This window comes from Collinsella aerofaciens (assembly GCF_040910245.1).
Classification (GTDB): domain Bacteria; phylum Actinomycetota; class Coriobacteriia; order Coriobacteriales; family Coriobacteriaceae; genus Collinsella.
This window is the reverse complement of the sequence record NZ_JBDGAY010000025.1, coordinates 16,559-31,740: the sequence shown is the minus strand read 5'-3', so window position 1 is coordinate 31,740 and position 15,182 is coordinate 16,559. Positions and strand designations below refer to the sequence as shown.

The 15,182-nt window shown below is 60.5% G+C and carries 12 protein-coding genes; 8 read left to right on the top strand and 4 right to left on the bottom strand.

Annotated features, from left to right (window positions below; translation table 11 throughout):
- Nucleotides 1-130 precede the first annotated feature (130 nt).
- From AB5Z20_RS08575 to AB5Z20_RS08560, 4 genes are all read left to right on the top strand, one after another.
- Complete coding sequence (locus tag AB5Z20_RS08575) at nucleotides 131-991, top strand: transporter substrate-binding domain-containing protein (RefSeq protein WP_368156961.1); 861 nt, start codon at nucleotides 131-133, stop codon at nucleotides 989-991.
- Complete coding sequence (locus tag AB5Z20_RS08570) at nucleotides 991-1,644, top strand: amino acid ABC transporter permease (protein ID WP_368156960.1); 654 nt, start codon at nucleotides 991-993, stop codon at nucleotides 1,642-1,644. The genes AB5Z20_RS08575 and AB5Z20_RS08570 overlap by 1 nt, the downstream gene beginning before the upstream one ends.
- Nucleotides 1,645-1,682: 38 nt before the next feature.
- Complete coding sequence (locus tag AB5Z20_RS08565; protein ID WP_343007635.1) at nucleotides 1,683-2,447, top strand: amino acid ABC transporter ATP-binding protein; 765 nt, start codon at nucleotides 1,683-1,685, stop codon at nucleotides 2,445-2,447.
- A 310-nt stretch (nucleotides 2,448-2,757) separates the two neighbouring features.
- On the top strand, nucleotides 2,758-4,833 hold the full coding sequence (locus AB5Z20_RS08560; protein ID WP_368156959.1) for an elongation factor G: 2,076 nt from the start codon (nucleotides 2,758-2,760) through the stop codon (nucleotides 4,831-4,833).
- 128 nt (nucleotides 4,834-4,961) lie between these two features.
- Here AB5Z20_RS08560 and AB5Z20_RS08555 read toward each other — a convergent pair whose 3' ends face one another.
- Nucleotides 4,962-5,351, bottom strand: a complete 390-nt coding sequence (locus tag AB5Z20_RS08555; protein WP_438861073.1) for a DNA/RNA non-specific endonuclease — start codon at nucleotides 5,349-5,351, stop codon at nucleotides 4,962-4,964.
- 973 nt (nucleotides 5,352-6,324) lie between these two features.
- Entirely contained in the window at nucleotides 6,325-7,203 is an 879-nt protein-coding gene (locus AB5Z20_RS08550; RefSeq protein WP_368156958.1) for a hypothetical protein, read from the bottom strand.
- A 167-nt stretch (nucleotides 7,204-7,370) separates the two neighbouring features.
- On the opposite strand from AB5Z20_RS08550, the gene AB5Z20_RS08545 reads away from it, so the two are divergent.
- A complete protein-coding gene (locus AB5Z20_RS08545) occupies nucleotides 7,371-8,021 on the top strand; it encodes an HAD family hydrolase (protein WP_368156957.1) in 651 nt (216 codons plus the stop codon).
- A gap of 113 nt (nucleotides 8,022-8,134) precedes the next feature.
- Here the strand turns inward: AB5Z20_RS08545 and AB5Z20_RS08540 are convergent, their stop codons facing one another.
- Entirely contained in the window at nucleotides 8,135-9,247 is a 1,113-nt protein-coding gene (locus tag AB5Z20_RS08540) for a LacI family DNA-binding transcriptional regulator (RefSeq protein ID WP_368156956.1), read from the bottom strand.
- Between the two features lie 317 nt (nucleotides 9,248-9,564).
- Between AB5Z20_RS08540 and glmS the strand changes: the two genes are divergently transcribed.
- Nucleotides 9,565-11,412: a glutamine--fructose-6-phosphate transaminase (isomerizing) gene (gene glmS / locus AB5Z20_RS08535; protein WP_368156955.1), complete on the top strand. Its 1,848-nt coding sequence runs from the start codon at nucleotides 9,565-9,567 to the stop codon at nucleotides 11,410-11,412.
- 119 nt (nucleotides 11,413-11,531) lie between these two features.
- Here the strand turns inward: glmS and AB5Z20_RS08530 are convergent, their stop codons facing one another.
- Nucleotides 11,532-12,233, bottom strand: a complete 702-nt coding sequence (locus AB5Z20_RS08530) for a GntR family transcriptional regulator (protein WP_368156954.1) — start codon at nucleotides 12,231-12,233, stop codon at nucleotides 11,532-11,534.
- 193 nt (nucleotides 12,234-12,426) lie between these two features.
- On the opposite strand from AB5Z20_RS08530, the gene AB5Z20_RS08525 reads away from it, so the two are divergent.
- Nucleotides 12,427-13,461 (top strand): YeiH family protein, encoded by a 1,035-nt coding sequence (locus AB5Z20_RS08525; protein ID WP_368156953.1) that lies wholly within the window; start codon nucleotides 12,427-12,429, stop codon nucleotides 13,459-13,461.
- A gap of 265 nt (nucleotides 13,462-13,726) precedes the next feature.
- Complete coding sequence (locus AB5Z20_RS08520; RefSeq protein ID WP_368156952.1) at nucleotides 13,727-14,944, top strand: helix-turn-helix domain-containing protein; 1,218 nt, start codon at nucleotides 13,727-13,729, stop codon at nucleotides 14,942-14,944.
- The last annotated feature ends 238 nt before the right edge of the window (nucleotides 14,945-15,182 follow it).

Here is a 15,182-nt window from a genome sequence, read left to right as displayed (position 1 = left end):
AACTTAATTACGCGCCGCTCCCCGCCCACGCCGGGCAAGCTCTCCCTTGTACTCCATCTCACTAAAGTGTATGATTCTGAACGTTATATGACCCACTTTACCTAACTAAAGTGCCATCAAGGGGGATACCATGAATGCCGATATGTCTCGTCGTCAGTTTGTTGGTCTAGCCGGTTCGCTTGCCACGGTGCTTGGCCTCGGCCTGGTAGGCTGCGGCGGTGGTGCCGATAAGGGCTCTGCTGCCGGATCTACCGCAGCCAAGGACGTGAAGGGCGCTGCGGAGTCCAAGAAGCTCATCGTGGGCTTTGACAAGTCCTATCCTCCGTATGGCTTTGTAGGCGACGATGGCGAGTACACCGGCTTTGACCTCGACCTTGCCAAGGCCGTTGCCGACAAGCAGGGTTGGGATGTTGAGTATGAGGCTATCGACTGGGATGCCAAGGACACGCTGCTCAACTCGGGTGCCATCAACTGCATCTGGAACGGCTTTACCATGGAGGGCCGCGAGGACGACTACACGTTCTCCGAGCCTTACATGCTCAACGAGCAGGTGCTCGTGGTCAAGAAAGACGCGGGTATCAAGAGCTGGGACGATCTTGCCGGCAAGACCGTGATTACCCAGACCGATTCCGCCGCACAGGATGTGCTCGAGGGCGACCAGAAGGATTTGGCGGCGACGTTTGCCACGCTCGATACCATCGGTGAGTACAACACGGCCTTTATGCAGCTCGAGAGTGGTGCAGTCGATGCCGTTGCCTGTGACCTCTCGATCGCTCAGTATCAGCTTGCCGCCAAGCCCGATGCCTATACGCAGCTCGACAAGCCGCTGTCCAGCGAGCACTATGCCGTCGGCTTTAAGAAGGGCGACACCAAGTCCGCCGATGCCGTGACCGAATCGCTCAAGGCACTCTACGAGGATGGCACGGTCAAGGACCTCTGCGATAAATATGCAGATTACGGTCTGTCTTTCGATAATTGGGTGCTCAAGTAATGTCTATTCAGGTCATGATGCAGATGCTTGGCCAGGGATTCTTGGTCAGTTTGCAGCTGTTTGTACTGACGCTGCTCGGGTCGATTCCGCTGGGAATCCCCGTGGCGTTTATGCGCATGAGCAAAATTGCGCCGCTCCGCTGGATTGCGCGCATCTACATTTCGGTCATGCGCGGTACGCCGCTCATGCTGCAGATGTTTGCCATCTACTTTGCCCCGTACTACGTGTTTGGCATTTCGCTCACGCCCGATTCCAAGTGGACGGCGTGCGTCGTGGCATTCATCATCAACTACGCCGGCTACTTTGCCGAGATCTATCGCTCGGGCCTGCAGTCCATTCCGCGCGGTCAATACGAGGCTGCCGAGGTGTTGGGTTACTCGCGCATACAGACGTTTCTGTATATCGTGATGCCGCAGGTCGCTAAGCGCATTTTGCCGGCGATGGGCAACGAGATCATCACACTGGTCAAGGACACGTCGCTGGCGTTCGCCATCGGCGTGGGTGAGATGTTCTCGACCGCCAAGGCGCTGGTTGCCTCGCAGGTGAGCATGGTGCCGTTTGCAATCGCGGCGCTGATCTACTGGGTCTTTAACTTCGTCGTCGAGATGCTGCTGGGCGCCGCCGAGAAGCGACTTGACTACTACCACGACTAGCCTGTTCCGTCGTGCTTTTCAAACACATGGAGGTTCCCGTGTCCGGAACGGTAATGAATATATCGAACGCGCGTAAGGCGTTTGGCGGCAATGAGGTACTCAAGGATATCTCGCTCGAGGTCAAGCGTGGCGAGGTCGTGGCGATTATCGGGCCTTCGGGCGGCGGTAAGTCCACGCTGCTGCGCTGCGCCACGCTGCTCGAGACGCTCGACGGTGGCTCGCTCTCGTTTGGCGACCTTGCCGTCGCGACGGATGCGGGTTCGGGCGCGGTGTACGCAAAGGGCGATGTGCCTAAACAGGCGCGCTCGCGGTTTGGTCTGGTGTTTCAGAACTACAATCTGTTCCCGCACTATACCGTGATGAAAAACATCACCGATGCACCGATCCGCGTGCTTAAGCGCCCGCGCGAGCAGGCGGAGGCCCGCGCACACGAGCTTATTGCACAGATGGGGCTGACGGGCAACGAGAACAAGGTGCCCTGTGAGCTTTCGGGCGGCCAGCAGCAGCGCGTGAGTATTGCCCGTGCCTTGGCGCTCGACCCGGAAATCTTGTTCTTTGATGAGCCGACCTCGGCGCTCGATCCAGAGCTGACGGCCGAGGTGCTGCGCGTCATCAAGGATCTGGCTGCGCAGAATATGACGATGGTAATCGTGACGCACGCGATGCAGTTTGCGCGCGATGTTGCCGACCGCGTGGTCTTTATGGATGGCGGTCGTATTGTCGAGGAGGGTCCGGCCGAGCAGGTCATCGACCATCCGCGCGAGCAGCGTACGCGCGAGTTCCTGAGCCGTATCGAGGGATAGGCTCAGCTATTTACTCAACTGTTTATTGAGGCGAAACCGCCGCAGGTCTTACGGCCTGCGGCGGTTTTTTGTTTGCATCCGCGGGGTTCAATAATCGCCTCGCAAGCTCGCGCCCTCCTCTCGCCGCCCGTATCCATACGCGTGCCGAAAGGTCTGCATGGACAGTCGCCTGTGAGGGTAGGGTGGTGGCATAGGACATTTGGAGGGTGAGTCGGCTCGGCTGCCGACCATGCTGCTCCCGGGACGGCATCGACCGCGAACTCTCCCCGTTGGCGTCGCGCATCGCGCGCGACCCTGCAAGGAGGTCATCATGGGTGCTCCCAAGACCGGCAACGTAAGGAACGTGGTGCTCGTAGGCCAAGGCGGGGTGGGCAAGACTTCACTCGCCGAGGCCATGCTCCACCTTTCCGGTAAGACCGCCCGCCTGGGTGGCCACGACGGCACCAAGCCCACGCTCGACTATGACCCCGAAGAGGTCAAGCGTTCATTCTCCATCTCGACGACCATCGCGCCGATCGATTGGAAGGGCGCCCGCATCAACGTGCTCGATGCCCCGTGCTACCCCGATTTTATCGGCGACGCCTTTGCCGCGATGAGCGTCTGCGAGACGGCGCTGTTTGTGGTCGACGCCGAGGCCGGCCCGCAGCCGACGACGGTTAAGCTTTGGTATGCCGCCGAGGACCTGCGCCTGGCGCGTGCGGTGTTCGTAAACCGCTTGTCGCGCTCCGAGGCCAGCTTTGCGACCACGATGGACCTGCTGCAGGAGCGCTTTGGCACGCGCCTAGGCGCCGTGACCCTCCCCTGGGGCGAGGGCGAGGACTTTGACGGCATTATCGACCTGGTGCGTATGAAGGCGCGCCATTGCAACGGCACCGAAGCCGTTGAGTCGGAGATCCCCGAGGAGTATCGTGCCCAGGCTGAGGAGGCCCATGACCATCTGTGCGAGTTGGTGGCCGAGGCCGACGATGAGCTGATGATGAAGTACTTGGAAGGCGAAGAGACGCTGACGCAGGAGGAGCTCGAAGGCCTGCTGTCGAAAGCGATCGCCGAGCGCATCTTTGTGCCGGTCTTTGCGGGCGATTGCATTAAGGAGCAGGGCGTCAACTCGCTGATGGACGACATCGCCACGTACTTCCCGGCGCCGACTGACTACGGCGAGATGCCGCTCATCGACGGCGACTCGCTCAAGATCTCGAGTGACGATGACCGCCCGGTGGCCTTTGTGTTTAAGACGCTGGCCGACCCGCAGCAGGGTCGCATCAGCTTTATCAAGGTACTGACGGGTACGCTTGAGCCGGGCCTTGAGCTGATCAATGCGCGCACGCGCAAGAGCGACCGTCTGGCTCACCTGTATGTGATGTGCGGCCGCGACATGACCGAGGTCGGTCACGCCTATGCCGGCGACATTATCGTGGCGCCCAAGCTGGCGGCCGAGACGGGCGATACGCTCTCGATTACCGGCAAGGTCGAGGCGGCGGCGTTTAAGTTCCCCAACTCGCAGTACCGCATCGCTATTGAGGCCGAGAATCGTGGCGACGAGGAGAAGCTCTATACGTTTATCGAGAAAGCCTGCAAGGCCGATCCGACCATGAGCATCGACCGCGACGAGGAGACCGGCCAGACCATCATTTCGGCGGTGGGCGAGGCACAGGTTTCGGTCCTGCTCAATCGCCTTGAGGACCGCACCAAGGTCGCGGCCAAGAGTGTGCCGATCCGCATTCCGTATCGCGAAACCATCCGCCGCACGGCAAGCGCCCAGGGTCGCCACAAGAAGCAGACCGGCGGCGCCGGTCAGTACGGCGACTGCTGGCTGCGTGTGGAGCCGCTCATTGGGCCCGACGGCACGAGCGACGGCTATGAGTTTGTTGACGAGGTCGTGGGTGGCCGCATCCCGCGCTCGCTCATCCCCGCCGTGGACAAGGGCGTCCAGGAGACCATGAAGGACGGCATCATTGCCGGCTACCCGCTTACGGGCATTCGTGTGGCGGTGTACGACGGTTCGTATCACAGCGTCGACTCCAACGAGATGGCGTTTCGTGCGGCGGCTCGCATCGGCCTGCGCAAGGCATGCGCCGATGCCGACCCGGTGGTGCTGGAGCCCATCGAGGAAATCACGGTGACTATCCCCGAGAGCTACGCCGGCGCCGTGATGGGCGACATCTCGGCATCGCGCGGTCGCGTGACGGGCATGGAGACCGATGAGCGCGGAGACACCGTGGTTATTGCCCAGGCGCCGCTGGCCGAGCTGACGGATTATTCGACGCGTCTGCGCTCTATCACGCGCGGCACGGGTGACTTTACCATGAAGCCCGCTGGCTATGAGCAGGTTCCCTATGACGTTCAGGCCAAGCTGGTCGAGCGCTATGAGGAGGGGCGCGCCAAGTAGCATGTAGTTTTGCCTGCAATGTAGGTGCTGACGAAAAGGCCGCCCTGGGTAACCGGGGCGGCCTTATTTGATCCGTATGCGACGGAGGAAAACGGATCATTTTTAGGTTACGGGCGGCGCGGTCGAAGCTAGTCTCCGGATGCCTGGTTGCGGCCGGTGGCGTAGTCGATCTGCACGTGCGGCTGCAGGTTGTAGCAGTACACGTGGAAGCAGAGGGTCTTGCCGTGGTCCTCGACCGATTGCGCCTCAAGGCGCACGCCGCGGCAGACAAGCTCCTCTTCGTTATACATGGGCGTGACGCGGTAGAGCACATGGTTGCCCGTATCGCGGATGTAGCCGAGAATCTGCTCTTCAAACGGCAGCATTCCCGTTTCGTTGAGATAGCGCGTGCCGGTGAGGAGATTTTTGCGGTTGGCGTTTTCGCCGCAGAGCGACCAGGCGATAAGGTGGCAGCGGTTGTAGAGGCTCTGGCCCGGAATAAAGTCGTAGCGCTGCTGGCGCCATCCAGCGGGATGGATACGCGAGATATCGCCGCGCTCGCCTTGACCGAGTGATTCGGGCCCACACAGGCGAGCGCTTTGCGGGTGCGGCCCAGGCTGTCGAGTTTGGAGAATTTCTTAAAGCAGCCCTCTTCGGTGGCACGCTCGTACTCGTCGAGCGTGAACGACGGCATGCCCAACGGGTGCGTGCTGTCGGCGCGAAGGGCAACGTAGGGGTTGCCGGCGTAGTCGGGAATGCTGCTGAGATAAACACCGCGGGCGCGGTTGAGGTCGGGGTTTTCGACTTCGTCGATGGGGGTGGCGGCACTATCCGCGGAGACAGCGTCACCGGGGTCGGTTGCGGCGGATTTAGAGCCATCGCCGGCGTCTTGCCTATTTTGAGAGTCCGAGGAGCTTGCCGTTCCCGATTCGAGCCGAGCGACCAAGTCCGCCTCGTCGTCAGTACGGATGGGACTCTCGTTTTGTTTTTCGGCCAGAGCCGTTGCCTGCTCATCGCTTTGCGGCGACAACAGCTTGGGCGCTCCGTCGAGCGACCCTGTGAACAGCGCAAACCCCAGCACTACGGCGGTGCCGATGGAAAGTACTTGCTTGTAGGCGGGCTTACGCGACATTGAGGCTCCTGGATGGACGGTTGGGAGTCTACCAGTCTAGCAGGAGCCGGCAGGGGCCGTTCTGTCGAACAAATACTTAAGATTTGGGACAAACGCTACGGATTCATTTACCTCATATGGAGCTGCGGCGGTTGTGTATATAAAGCTATTCGGCGTTTCCCCAGATAATACCTGCCAAAACAAACCTGTCCCTTTTTGGCGGGTCAGTTAACGCAGTCCAGGTTGAGCATATGCGAGCGAGCGGGCTTCGGGTGCGGTAAGGTGACGTGAAACAAGCGGGTGCTGACCTTTTGGTCGCGCCCGTGAAGTTGAACGTCAGATTGCCGTGCCCGAAGCCTGCGCAGCGCCGGGCAGTTGCGCCGTTTGTAAAACGGCGCAACCTACAGGTTCATGTTGCCGTGGATGTAGGAGGTGACCTCGGGGGAGATGTGGGCGCAGCCTAGTTCTCGCAGCGCGGATTCGATGGCGGCGGGCAACGGGGTCTTGCCCTCGCCGTCGACGGTAGCACCGCTGAGGGCGGCAATCTTGGCGACATCTGCGGGGGCGGCCTCGATGTGCATGCAGCCGCCGACCAAGCGCGCGCGAACCTGCGCCAGACCAAGTTCGTGCAGGTAATCCTCGCAGGCGCGGATTAAATCGACCTTCTCGCGCGTAAGCTCCTCGCCCGTGGGGACGCGCGTGGCAAGACAGGCTCCCGCCGGCAGGTTCCAAACGGGATAGCCCCATGCGCGCAGCAGCTCGCGCTCCTCGTCCTTGGTAAAGCCGACCTCCATAAGAGGGGAGCGTACGCCGAGTTCTTCTGCCGCTCGCATGCCAGGGCGGTAGTCACCGCGATCGCTTGCATTGCTGCCGTCGATGACGGTGGGAAAGCCGAGCGACTTGGCGTGGTTGACGATAGCGGTAAAGCCGGCGTGCTTACAGTGGTAGCAGCGATTGGCGTCGTTGCAGGCTACTTGGGGGAGCTGCAACTGATCGACCGAAAGATTGAGCACAGGGAGCTTAAAATGTGGCTCCTCATTGGCTTGCCCGTCAACGGATCGCTCAAACGAAGCCTGTTCGGGCGTGCCGATGAGCGGCGTGGTGAGGTGGACGAGAAGCGTGCTAGCAGGCATGATGCGGGCGCAGACCGCGGCCAAAAAGCTGCTGTCGACGCCGCCGGAAAAGCCGATGGCGACGCGTCCGTATGCCAAAAGCAGCTGTTCGAGTGCTGCGAGTTTGTCCTGAAGCTCCTCTGCAGGTGCGGTGGTGTCTGAAAGCATGAAACGTTCCTTACCAATATGTGCTCGGTCGAAAACTATAATCCTATCGGGCTGCTTGTCATAAGACTTCTATCTATGTAATGAAGGCACAATATGCTATATACGTTATATACAAGTTTGTAAAGTGCGGTAGAGTGTCAGTAACGCAATCCGGTGAGGGGACCGATATGATCAAGGCTGTTATTTTTGACATGGACGGAACGCTGGTCGATACCGAGCGTTTGGGCATCAAGGCATGGAAGGCGGGCGCTGCCGAGCTGGGGGTCGCGATTGATGAAGCGCTGATCCATCAGTTTATCGGCCGCACGCTGCCCGATGTCATGGACATCCTCGATAAGCATTATGGCAGCCACGAAACCACCGAGGCGGTCTATGCCCGCCACAAGGAGATTCGCGACGAGATGGTCAAGACCGAACTGGAGCTTAAGGCCGGCGCCGCCGAGTGCATAGACGAGCTGCTGGCTGCGGGCTATCACGTGGGCCTTGCGACGTCGTCGCGCCTCGCTACGGCTGAACGCAACCTTAAGATGGTCGGCCTCTTTGACAAGTTTGAAACGGTGACCTGTGGCGAGGACGTCGTGCACGGCAAGCCCGACCCCGAGATGTATCTGCTCGCCTGCGAGCGCGCGGGCTTTGCCCCCGAGGAATGCGCCGTGGTCGAGGATTCGCGCAACGGCTGCGTCTCGGGCATCACGGCCGGCTGCCATGTCTTTGCCGTCCCCGATATCGTGCCGCTGCCGCAGGTTGTGGTGGATGGCTGCGAGGCCGTGCTCGACACGTTGTTCGATCTGGCGGCGGCGGTCAAGGCCGTACGCTAGACAATTGCGGCGTTGAAGCGCGCGATCGGCCGTCTTTGCATTTAAGCAAAAGAGGTCCGGCAATGGTCGGGCCTCTTTTGCTTAGGCGGAGTTTTGGCATACTGGCCGACGTGCTATAGATACGCGCCGAGGTTGATGGCCGTAGCGTCGGTCTGGGTGCTTGCCTGGGTGCTGGCGCGCTCCAGTAGGAATGGACGTACCAGTTCTTGGCGGTTGATATCCTCGGCGGCCGTGACTGCGGTGACGGTGCGCGCTGCAGAGCCGACGCGGATATGCTTGGTCTTTGTCGGGACCTTGTTCTCGATTTGCTCCATGAGCAGTTGGACACCCTTGCGGCCAATCTCGTAGCCCGGGGGCGCTACCGTTGTGAGCGGGACCGATCCGCTCCAAGCGAGCGGGTTGCCGTCGCATCCGGCCGCGCGAACCTGCTCGGGGACGGAGATGCCTTTGTCGACCAATGCCGAGATAACGCCCGAGGCCAACACGTCGGTCAGGCCGACGACAAAATCGGGACGCTCGTTGGCGGGGCGCCCGGCGATCTGAGCGCCAATGCTGTAGCCGTCGGCTGCGGTATTCCACTCTCCGGCGTCAATGACTTCAATTTTGATATCGGGATGCAGGGCGAGGGCCTTGTGAATGCCAAGTACGCGCAGGGTGAGCTGCATGAATGCCGCTCTGCCCACAACGGTGATATGGCGCGCGCCGCGGGCGATGGCGAGCTCGGCGATGATGCGGCCTTGTGCCTCGTTGTCGACTGCCACGTAGTAACCGGGCGCGGAGCAATGGATGTCCAGGTGGACAATCGGCACGGGCATCTTGGTCATAGCGGGGTGCCAGTCGGGGGATGCCATGGGCTGAACCATGACGCCGGACATTTGCGTGCCCATAAAGTAGCGCAGGTAATGGTCCTGGAGAATATCGTCGTTATCGGCGTTGGCGATGAGCAGGTCGTAACCGTGCTTGCGGGCCTCGTTATGGGCGCCGCTGGCAATTTGGAGCGAAAAACCGTGGTCGAGACGGGGGAGCACCAAGCCAAAGGACTTGGTGGCGCCGCCCGCGAGCTGACGGGCGCTTTGGTTGGGCAGGTAGCCAAGGCGATTGATGGTCTCGTTAATGAGCTTGAGGGTCTCGGGGCGCAGCTTTTCGGGATGGTTGAGCGCGTTGGAAACCGTGCCCAACGAAACCCCGGCCTCGCGCGCGACGTCGCTGATTTTAACCTTTGCCATAGCGGCCCCTTTGATGCGTTTCAAGTACAAGCCAGATTGTAGCATCGCCCGCCTCTGAGGTGTCAAAACCTGCCAATTAGGGACAGGTTTACTTTGGCAGGTTTTATCTGGGCAAACGCTGGAGCCCAGGCCACCACAAAGGCGCCTGTACCCATCGTGGTGGTTTGGGCATGTGTGCATCGAGTGGTATCTAAGTTGAGATACCACTTCTGGTATATCAGCTTGCGCTTGCGTGAGTACAATGCTCGAACGTTATACGTCTCAGCGCCCCCTGTGCGTGGACGTCTTGCAGTCACGCGAGCGAAGGGATTTATCCTATGTGCGGAATTGTCGGCTACACCGGCTCTGATATTGCAAAGAACATTCTGGTCACAGGCCTTAAGCGCATGGAGTATCGCGGCTATGACTCCTCGGGCGTCGCGCTCGAGGTGGGCGAGGGCGCCGCGGCGCACCTCGACGTTATCCGCCGCGTGGGTAAGGTCGCGGGTCTGGAGAGCGAGCTTTCCAATATCGATAGCGACGCAACCTGCGGTATCGGTCACACCCGTTGGGCCACTCACGGCAAGCCTTCCGTCGTTAACGCTCATCCCCACACCAGCTGCGACGGTCGCATCGCCATCGTCCACAACGGCATTATCGAGAACTTCGCCGAACTGCGCGAGGAGCTGGAGGGCCGCGGCCATCACTTTAAGAGCGAGACCGATACGGAGGTCTTCGCGCATCTGATCGAAGAGGCCTATGCCGAGACGCACGACCTGATGGCCTCCGTGCGCGAGGCTTGCACCCACGTGGTAGGCGCCTATGGCTTGGCCGCCGTGTGCGCCGACGAGCCTGGCGTGATCGCCGTTGCCCGCAAGGACTCCCCGATTGTGGTCGGCGTGGGCGAGACCGGCTCCTACGTTGCTTCCGACGTCATCGCGCTCATCGACGCCACCCGCGATGTCGTGGTGCTCGAGGACGGTCAGTTTGCCAAGCTTACGCCTGCGGGCGTCGAGTACACCGACGAGGCCGGCAATGTCATCGAGCCCAAGGTCACCCACATCGATTGGGATCTGGACATGGCCGAAAAGGGCGGCTATCCCGACTTTATGCTCAAGGAGATTCACGAGCAGCCGCGCGTCGTGCGCGACACGCTGGTTGGCCGTATGACGCCTGCCGGCGAGCTCGATATCGATGAGCTGGGCCTGTCCCTCGAGGAGCTCAACGACATCGACCGTGTCTACGTGATCGCCTGCGGCACCAGCTATCACGCAGGACTCATCGCAAAGAACCTTATTGAGGGCTGGGCTCGCATTCCCACCGAGGTTGAGGCTGCCAGCGAGTTCCGCTATCGCAACCCCATCATCACGCCGACGACGCTCGTCGTTGCCGTGTCCCAGTCGGGCGAGACGGCCGACACCCTCGCCGCCATTCGCGACGCGCGTATCAAGGGCGCCAAGGTCTTTGGCATCACCAACGTGGTGGGCAGCCCCGTGGCGCGTGAGAGCGACGGCGTCATCTATACCAAGGCCAACAAGGAGATCGCGGTCGCCTCGACCAAGAGCTTCATCGGCCAGGTTGTGAGCCTGACGCTGCTGGCTCTGCTGCTGGCGCAGGTTAAGTACCGTCTGACCACTAAGCAGACGCGCATGATGTTCCGCGAGCTTTCCGATACGGCCGAGCAGATCCAGTGGATTTTGGATACGCAGACCGAGGCCGTGCATGAGGCCGCCCTGCTGTGCAAGGACGCGCAGTCCGCACTGTTCGTGGGCCGTGGCATGGGTGCCGCTATTTCCTACGAGGGCGCGCTCAAGCTCAAGGAGGTCAGCTACCTGCACGCCGAGGCGTATGCTGCCGGCGAGATGAAGCATGGCCCCATCGCGCTGATCGATCCGGGCTTCCCCGTCATCGCCGTGGCCACCAAGAGCGCTACCTACGACAAGACCGTGTCGAACCTTATGGAGTGCAAGGCGCGCGGTGCCAAGGTCATCGTCGTTGCCACCGAGGGTGACGAGGAGATCAACAAGATCGCCGACTGCATCATTCGCGTGCCGGCCGTCCGCGACGTGTTCAGCCCCATCACGGCGAGTGTCCCGCTGCAGCTGCTCGCCCGCGAGGTTGCCATCCTGCGCGGCTGCGACGTCGACCAGCCCCGAAACCTGGCAAAAAGCGTTACTGTCGAGTAGTTGGTTCCGTCATCCTAACAACTAAGGCCCGGCTCCGCGTCATCAGACGGAGCCGGGCCTTAGCTGTGCGGAAAAACCACCACAAAGGTGCCTGTCCCCTTTGTGGTGGTTTTGGCAGGTTAGCGGAGCTTGCTGGTCTCGAAGTACTTGGGATATTGGTCCAGGACCTCGGTCTGGTTGCGGAACATCATATGCAGGTGCTTGCTGACCAAAAAGCTCGCCTCGATGGGGTCGCGGCCGGCGATGGCGCGGCGGATTTGCTTGTGCTCGTTAACAATCTCCTGATTGTCGAGCGTTTGCGTGGCGGCGCGCAGCCAGCGGAAGCGCTCCAGGTCGGCATTGGTCTCTTCGAGCCACGACCATACGGTGCTGCGGCACGCGATGCTAAAGATCATGCGGTGCATGAGGTTGTCGCTTAAAAAGAAGCCGATGCGATCCTCCTCGGCCATGGTCTTTTCCTGCAGCGCGATGGCTCGGTCGAGCTGCTCGATGCCTGCCGAGGTGGCACGGGCGCAGCACTCCACAATCACCTGCTTTTCCAGGTGCTCGCGAATGTAGCAGGCGCTCTCGGCAAGAGTGAGGTTGATGGGCGAGACATAGGTGCCGCTTTGGGGCACGGTGCGCACCAGGCCCTCTTGCGCCAGACGCACCAGCGCCTCGCGCACAGGGGTGCGCCCCATATCCAGGTCGTCGCAAAGCTGCTTGACGCCCAGCTTTTCGCCCGGCTTGTAGTCCAGGTAGACGATTTTGCGTCGAATGGTGTGGTAGGACTGATCCTGTAGGCTCATTTCCTGCTCGCCGACGTGCATCGATTCTTCCATAGTGCCTCACAACCGTTCTATCACACTCATATATCAGCTGTTAATTATGCCGCGAATCAGCTTTCCGCGGTGGGTAATTCGGCTGTCGCCCGAGAACTATTGCGGCATCTTAGTCTGTATTTGCGCAGGGCTGTGCTCAATGTTGCCGTATCATAAGCCGTCGCAAACGTGAAATAGAAAGAAGGAATCCCATATGCAACTGGCGAATATCGTACGCGAGCGCTGGAAGGGCGTCTTGTTCTGCCTGATCGTCGCCATCCCCGCGACGTTGCTCGGCAAACAGGTTGAGGTGGTCGGCGGGCCGGTGTTTGCCATCCTCTTTGGCATGGTCCTGGCGCTCGTCTTTCCCAAGAATCGTCGCGAACAGCTCGCCGCCGGTGTCACCTATACGTCTAAAAAAGTCTTGCAGTACGCGGTAATCTTGCTTGGCTTTGGCATGAACCTCTCGCAGATTCTGTCCAAAGGCGCTCAGTCGCTGCCGATTATCGTGGCGACGATCTCGACCTCGCTTGTCATCGCCTTCGTGCTCTGCCGCGTTATGAACGTGCCGGGCAAGATCGCGACGCTTGTGGGTGTGGGTTCGTCGATTTGCGGCGGTTCTGCCATCGCCGCGACCGCACCCGTCATCGATGCCGACGATCGCGAGATTGCCCAGGCTATTTCGGTCATCTTCCTGTTTAACGTTATCGCGGCGCTCGTGTTTCCGACGCTCGGCGGCATGCTCGGGCTGACCAACGAGGGCTTTGGTCTGTTTGCCGGCACCGCCATCAACGACACCTCGTCGGTAACGGCTGCGGCGAGCGCCTGGGACAGTATGCATCCAGGCGCCAATGTGCTCGAAAGCGCCACAGTGGTCAAGCTCACCAGGACGCTGGCCATTATTCCCGTTACGTTGGTTCTCGCATGCTGGCAGATGCATCTGGCGCGCAAGGCCGGCGGCGACGCCAAAAGCACGTTCTCGCTTAAACGCGCGTTTCCCATGTTCGTGCTGTTCTTTGTGCTGGCGAGCGTAATCACCGCGGTGCTTCAGCTTCCTGCATCCATTACGGCGCCCATCAAGGAGCTGTCGAAGTTCTTTATTGTGATGGCCATGGCGGCTATTGGTTTTAATACCGATATCGTCGAGCTGGTCAAAAAGGGCGGCAAGCCCATCGCATTGGGCTTTTGCTGCTGGATTGGCATTGCGTGCATGAGTTTAGGAATGCAGCACGTGCTGGGAATCTGGTAGAGAAGTAGCTTATTTGCGTACTGGTTGCTGGTGAGCGCATTCTCACGGTGGAGCGATAGGAGCTCTTGCGGGTATGGCTTGTCCGCAGGTTGATAGGTCCCGAAGAGCTCTTATCGCCCCGCCAGGATGGCGATGCGGGGCAATTCATATATTCGCAAGAAGGCGCCGCAGGCCCTATAGTGTTTGGTGAACATTATCGTTTAATTTTGAAACACTTGAGATGCCAAGCCACAGATAAGGGTTGTGGCTGGAGACGGGGCGAGCCATGGACAGCGATGTCAAGCTGCAGATTCTGATCGAGGCATTGTCCGCAGCCGGAGCATCGGCGCTGGCAATCGACGAGCGCGGTGGCGTTGTAATCTCGACTATGAGTGACGCTGTGCTCGAGCAGGATGTCGCCGCTTTTGTTTCCAAGCGTCTCGCTCGCGTGGGCGATGGGGCGCGCCTGGTGATGGGCCACGAGGGTATGCGGTTGAGCTTGACGGTGCGCCCGACGGCCAAGGAGTACGGGGCGCTTTGGGTGGTCGTGGCGCATGAGGTGCGCGCCGCCGCCGCGCATGCGGGCATCGAGTGGTTCAATGCCGACGAAGTCGAGGCTCGTTACGGGTCGAGCGCGTATGGCATCGTCGAAGACGCGGCAGCGGTCGCTGCCCCCGTACGGGAGAGCTACGCGCGCGGGGTACCCCTTATGCTCGAGGGCGAGCTGGGCGCGGGGCAGGAACAGATTGCAAAACGTTTGTACCTGGACGGACCCTATGTCGATCAGCCCTTTGTGTCCGTTGCGCTCGATGAGCTTACGGATCGCGGCTGGCGCCATCTGCTCAAAAGTTCCGAATCGCCGCTATTCCAAACGGGGCTGACGCTTTGCATGGGCGGCTGGCATGCAGTTGGGCCCCAGCGCCTGCGCGAGCTCGTGTCCGCAATGATCGACACGGCGCTCGCAACGCGTTGCCATGTGGTGTTGACGGCAAACGATATGCCGGGCGGCGGCGAAAGCGACCAGGCTGCCTTTGTGACCGAGCGTCTGGCCTGTGCAGTGAGTGTGGCGCCGGCGATTGCCGAGCAGGGCGGCGCGTCGGAAAAGGTTGCGCGCTATCTGGAGTATTTGGCAGATATGTTTGAGACGGCAACACCTGCCTTGTCGTCCGCGGCGGCAAAGACACTCGATGCCTATCGATGGCCCCGTAACTATCTACAGCTGCGCGAGGTTTCGGAGCGACTTTATATATTAGTGGGGACGGGCACGGCCGAGCGGGCGGTGGCGGAGGAGGTACTCGCCCAGGAGGACGTTATCAAGACCGCGACCTTTGGTGCCCCGACGCTCGATAGCGATCTGTATATCTTGCGCCCACTGGCCGATATCGAGCGAGATATCGCACGGCTAGTCGTAGGCCACCTTCACGGTAACAGGACCCGCGCTGCCGAAGTGCTAGGCATAAGCCGTACGACCTTGTGGCGCCTGCTGAAGGACGACGACCGTTAAGTGAGGTGCCCGTGACCGCGTGCGGTACGTGTGCTACAGTCCAAAGCAGCATTGTTTCGATTCTGTTACGGCGTGCGGGGGCGTATGGCGGAGACTTCAAAAACAAATCGGGCTCGAAAGCCCGCGGCGCCGGTCAACCGTCGCACGGCTTCGCGGACGTGGGGCAAAAGCGCCTCGGGGTTCGACGGCTCGTTCAGGCGCACAAAATATGGCTATCCTTCGACAAGCGCCCGCTTGG

Coding starts and splice junctions, on each gene's coding strand:
- AB5Z20_RS08560 (WP_368156959.1), top strand. CDS start 2,758: ATGGGTGCTCCCAAGACCGGCAACGTAAGGAACGTGGTGCTCGTAGGC.
- AB5Z20_RS08525 (WP_368156953.1), top strand. CDS start 12,427: ATGCAACTGGCGAATATCGTACGCGAGCGCTGGAAGGGCGTCTTGTTC.
- AB5Z20_RS08520 (WP_368156952.1), top strand. CDS start 13,727: ATGGACAGCGATGTCAAGCTGCAGATTCTGATCGAGGCATTGTCCGCA.
- glmS (WP_368156955.1), top strand. CDS start 9,565: ATGTGCGGAATTGTCGGCTACACCGGCTCTGATATTGCAAAGAACATT.
- AB5Z20_RS08570 (WP_368156960.1), top strand. CDS start 991: ATGTCTATTCAGGTCATGATGCAGATGCTTGGCCAGGGATTCTTGGTC.
- AB5Z20_RS08530 (WP_368156954.1), bottom strand. CDS start 12,233: ATGGAAGAATCGATGCACGTCGGCGAGCAGGAAATGAGCCTACAGGAT.
- AB5Z20_RS08540 (WP_368156956.1), bottom strand. CDS start 9,247: ATGGCAAAGGTTAAAATCAGCGACGTCGCGCGCGAGGCCGGGGTTTCG.
- AB5Z20_RS08575 (WP_368156961.1), top strand. CDS start 131: ATGAATGCCGATATGTCTCGTCGTCAGTTTGTTGGTCTAGCCGGTTCG.
- AB5Z20_RS08545 (WP_368156957.1), top strand. CDS start 7,371: ATGATCAAGGCTGTTATTTTTGACATGGACGGAACGCTGGTCGATACC.
- AB5Z20_RS08550 (WP_368156958.1), bottom strand. CDS start 7,203: ATGCTTTCAGACACCACCGCACCTGCAGAGGAGCTTCAGGACAAACTC.